Source organism: Streptomyces sp. NPDC002130 (assembly GCF_040296465.1).
Taxonomy (GTDB): Bacteria; Actinomycetota; Actinomycetes; order Streptomycetales; family Streptomycetaceae; genus Streptomyces.
In genome coordinates, this window is the sequence record NZ_JBEOXI010000631.1 from 1 (window position 1) to 1,939 (window position 1,939).

At 61.7% G+C, this 1,939-nt stretch carries 3 protein-coding genes and 1 pseudogene; 2 read left to right on the forward strand and 2 right to left on the reverse strand.

The window, feature by feature from the left end; translation table 11 throughout:
• A pseudogene (locus ABT116_RS43745) lies at positions 1 to 84 on the reverse strand (GNAT family N-acetyltransferase); the annotation flags it as partial.
• A gap of 101 nt (positions 85 to 185) precedes the next feature.
• On the opposite strand from ABT116_RS43745, the gene ABT116_RS43750 reads away from it, so the two are divergent.
• Entirely contained in the window at positions 186 to 764 is a 579-nt protein-coding gene (locus tag ABT116_RS43750) for a TetR/AcrR family transcriptional regulator (RefSeq protein WP_124569160.1), read from the forward strand.
• A gap of 23 nt (positions 765 to 787) precedes the next feature.
• On the opposite strand, the gene ABT116_RS43755 is transcribed toward ABT116_RS43750, so the two are convergent.
• On the reverse strand, positions 788 to 1,414 hold the full coding sequence (locus ABT116_RS43755; RefSeq protein WP_095972127.1) for a TetR/AcrR family transcriptional regulator: 627 nt from the start codon (positions 1,412 to 1,414) through the stop codon (positions 788 to 790).
• Between the two features lie 89 nt (positions 1,415 to 1,503).
• On the opposite strand from ABT116_RS43755, the gene ABT116_RS43760 reads away from it, so the two are divergent.
• The coding region (locus tag ABT116_RS43760; RefSeq protein ID WP_351646383.1) for an SRPBCC family protein at positions 1,504 to 1,939 on the forward strand (436 nt) is incomplete at its 3' end.

Below are 1,939 nucleotides of genomic sequence, written 5' to 3' on the forward strand. Positions count from 1 at the left end.
GCCGTAACCCACGAGCGCCTCCGCCAGCTCCGTTCCGAGCCCGCTGCCCCAGACCTCGGGTCCCAGGGCATAGACGATCTCGTGCCGACAAGGTAGCCGTCACGGCAGATCTCGAGGTCACGATCCGAGGTATACCGATCTGTTTACTCATGGAGTCGACTATACAGATCGGTATACTTTTGTCCATGACAGAGGAATCCACACCCGAATTGACTCCGAAAGCGCGTCGCATCCTGGAGTCGGCGTCGAAGTTGTTCTACGAAAAGGGGATTCACGCCGTCGGTGTGGATACCGTCGCACTGGACGCCGGGGTCACGAAGAAGACTTTGTACGAGCGGTTCGGCTCGAAAGACGGTCTCGTCGTGGAATATCTGAAGGATCGAGATCGGCGGTGGCGGATCTTTCGCGACAAGAAGTTGGCATCAGCCGGACACAGCCGCGCCGAACAGTTGAGTGCGGTGTTCGATGCTTCCGCCTCCTGGTCGAGGGCGAGCGGAGGCAAGGGGTGCAGCATGATCAACGCGCACGCCGAGTTCAGTGATCGCTCACATCAGGTATTCGCTGTCATCGCCGAACAGAAGCAGGAAATGTTGGACGTCTTTCGGCGCATTCTGGCGACGGACGGGCGGGCCGACGAACGTCTCGTCGAGACAATCATGCTGCTTCACGAAGGTGCCCTCGTCGCAGACGGGATCGGTATCGGCACCGCCCCCTTCGGGGCCGGCCGGGACGCGGCGCTCGAATTGCTGAAGAATTCCGGTTGATCCACCCCGCTACGCCCCCACAGTCACTCCCCCACCCGCTTCGCCCCCACCATGCGCCGCGCTATCTCCAAATACCTCTCCACCAACTCCTCCGGAGACAACTCACCGTCCGGTCGGTACCACACCGCCACGGCGACGCACATTGTCACAACGGCGCGGCTGGCATCCTCGGGATGGTCGGCCTCGAACACTCCCGAAGCGACGCCGTCGAGGACGATCCGGTCCACCTGTTTCTGCTGTTCGTCGCGCTGCGCGATGTAGCTCGCCCGACTGTCGGGCTCCATGCTGCGGATCTCGGAGGAGGCGACGAACGACTGCTCGCGTCGAAACATGTGGAACCGCAACAGAGATTCGATCACCGCGTCGAAACGGTCCGAGGGGTCGTCCCCGGCATCGAGTTCGGCGGCGCGGCTTCGCTCCAACAACTCCGTCATCACGACGGTCGCCAGACCGATCAGCAGAGCCTGCTTGGACGGGTAGTGGTGGTAGAGCCCAGGCACCGACAGCCCGGACCGCGACGCCACGTCACGGATCGACGTTCCGTGATAACCCTGCTCGACGAACGCCTCCAACGCCGCAGCGAGCGGTTTCGGTAGTCCCAGGTCTTCGTAATCGCGCCAGGACCCGCGTACCGGAAGCTCGTTCGTCATACCGATACCGTAGATCGCTCTTGCGCCGCCGCCGAACACGTCGGAGCCATTGGTTAGAGTCGGTGTTCACCGAAAGACAGGGACCAGTCATGATCCATGTTCGCCACACCGCGGTTGCTGCCGTGCCGGTTGATGTCGCCTTCGACTACATCGACAACTACCGCAATGTCCCGACCTGGATGTTCGGTGTTTCCGAGTTCACCCCGTTCGGAGAGTTCGATCAGGGGCTCGGCGCCACGTTCGACGCGGCCATGCAGATCGGGCCCAGCACGTTGCGCTCCAAGCTCGAGGTCACCGAGTGGGAGAAGAATCGGATCATCAAGCTGTCTTCGCTCGGCGGTGTATCCAACTCGTCCACCTGGGAATTCGCCGCGATCGACGATTCCAAGACCGAGCTTTCCGTCGACTTCGCCTACAAACTCCCCGGGGGCATTGCCGGAAAAGCACTCGGCCGATTGATCGGGCCGTTCGTCGAAAACGCTGTCAAGAACAGCGAGGAGACATTGCGCCACAGCCTCGAGGAGC

What these genes read in the sequence shown, in the direction of transcription:
- ABT116_RS43750 (WP_124569160.1), top strand. Translation starts at nt 186, where the DNA reads ATGACAGAGGAATCCACACCCGAATTGACTCCGAAAGCGCGTCGCATC.
- ABT116_RS43755 (WP_095972127.1), bottom strand. Translation starts at nt 1,414, where the DNA reads ATGACGAACGAGCTTCCGGTACGCGGGTCCTGGCGCGATTACGAAGAC.